The organism is Methylomonas lenta (assembly GCF_001644015.1).
Taxonomy (GTDB): domain Bacteria; phylum Pseudomonadota; class Gammaproteobacteria; order Methylococcales; family Methylomonadaceae; genus Methylomonas; species Methylomonas lenta.
Genome location: NZ_LUUI01000004.1, coordinates 1 through 1,839 on the forward strand (window position 1 = coordinate 1; position 1,839 = coordinate 1,839).

General features: G+C 55.5%; 2 protein-coding genes. Both read right to left on the reverse strand.

Going from position 1 to position 1,839, the window contains the following annotated elements:
• The coding region (locus A1359_RS00250; protein WP_066976252.1) for an IS91 family transposase at positions 1-812 on the reverse strand (812 nt) is incomplete at its 3' end.
• Between the two features lie 8 nt (positions 813-820).
• A complete protein-coding gene (locus A1359_RS00255; RefSeq protein WP_198159216.1) occupies positions 821-1,720 on the reverse strand; it encodes a tyrosine-type recombinase/integrase in 900 nt (299 codons plus the stop codon).
• Positions 1,721-1,839: the final 119 nt, after the last annotated feature.

Consider the following 1,839-nt stretch of genomic DNA (forward strand, 5'->3'; position numbering starts at 1 on the left):
CGATGATTGGCAATGGCCACCCGATGCGTATAGCGCCCCAGATACTCGAGAACATGCTGAGGACCGCCAAACGGCGGCTTGGCGTAAACCACCCATTCGACTTTTTTTACCGGAGCCAGATACCGGGCAAAAACATCGGGACTTTGCAGCGCTTCAAGGGCGTTGAAAAACTGCAGCTGCCCAGCGTCAAAGGCAGTCTGCAACTGCGCCAGAAACAAGCGACGAAACAACCGCGACAGGACGCGCACAGGCAGAATGAATCCAGGACGACAGGAAATCCAACGTTCGCCGTCGGCACTTAGACCTCCGCCCGGCACGACACAATGCAAATGCGGATGATGCTGCAAGTTTTGCCCCCAGGTATGCAGTATGGCGATGAAGCCAACCTCGGCACCCAAGTGCTTGGGGGTGGCGGCGATCGTGCGCAAGGTCTCGGCGGCGGCGTGAAACAAGAGGTTGTAGACCACGGATTTATTCTGGTACGCGATGGCTGCGATCTCCTCGGGTACTGTGAAAACAACGTGGAAGTACTCAACGGGAATGAGGTCGGCTTGGCGATCTTCCAGCCATTGTGCGCGCACGAGCGACTGGCATTTAGGACAGTGCCGATTGCGGCAACTGTTGTAGGCAATGCGCTGATGACCGCAGTTGTCGCACTGCTCGACATGTCCGCCAAGAGCGGCGGTACGGCAACGCTCGATTGCGCTCATCACGCAACGTTGCCCACGGCTGAGGGACTCAGCGTGCTGCTGTCGGTAGGCAAAACCTTCCTGGCGAAAAATATCCGCCACCTCGAATCTGGAGGTGTCCATCATGCAGCTCAGAAATGAGCGGGTGGTGCTGGGGATGCTTTTGAGCCTTCAATCTGCGGTAAACAGTCAAAAGGACTGGTGGTTGCACAGACCGTACTGGTGGCGATCTTCAGGTAACGGGAGGTGGTAGCCAGACTGCGATGACCCAGCAGGAGCTGAATGGTACGCACATCGGTGCCGGATTCCAGCATGTGGGTAGCAAACGCGTGACGCAACGAGTGCGGGGTAATGGGTTTTGAAATCCCAGAGGCACGGTGTGCTTTCTGACAGGCCATTTCGACGGCGCATCGGGTAATGGGTTGACCAATCAGGTCGCCCGGAAATAGCCACAGCGTCGGGCGCACTGCTTTCCAGTAAGTACGTAGCTCATCAAGCAAACGCTGTGAGAGCATGACGTAGCGATCTTTGCGGCCTTTCCCTTGATCGACGCGTAGCGTCATACGCTGGCTGTCGATGTCGCTCACCTTGAGATGAATGGCTTCGGAAACCCGCAAACCTGCGGCATAGGCCGTCATGAGAATCGTTCGGTGCTTGATGCTATCGACCGAAGCCAGGAAGTGCATGACTTCCTCTCGGCTGAGAACCACCGGCAGTTTGAAGGGCCGTTTAGGCATGGGGATCTCATCAATGGCCCAGTCGCGTTTGAGCGTGACTTTGTACAAAAAGCGCAGCGCGCCGGTGGCCACACTGATGCTGCTCGGAGACAGTCCGCGAGTCTTTGTTAAATAAACCTGATAGGCACGAATCGCTTCCTGATCCAGTTCATCCGGGGAGCGGTGAAAATAGCCTGCATAGGCGGTAACCTGTTGCAGGTAGGCTGATTGGGTATTATCGGCTAGGTTGCGAATCCGCATATCGTCGATCATGCGTTGGCGCAACGGTGTGATGGTTTGTGTGGATGTAGACATGATGCTGCTCCTGTCTTGAGTAAGGCGGATTGCCTTATCCCTTAACATTGGGCGCAGTTACTCTTTTTCAATCACAAACAAGCTTTGGATGACACCATAGCGCGAAGCGGTTTAGTCCA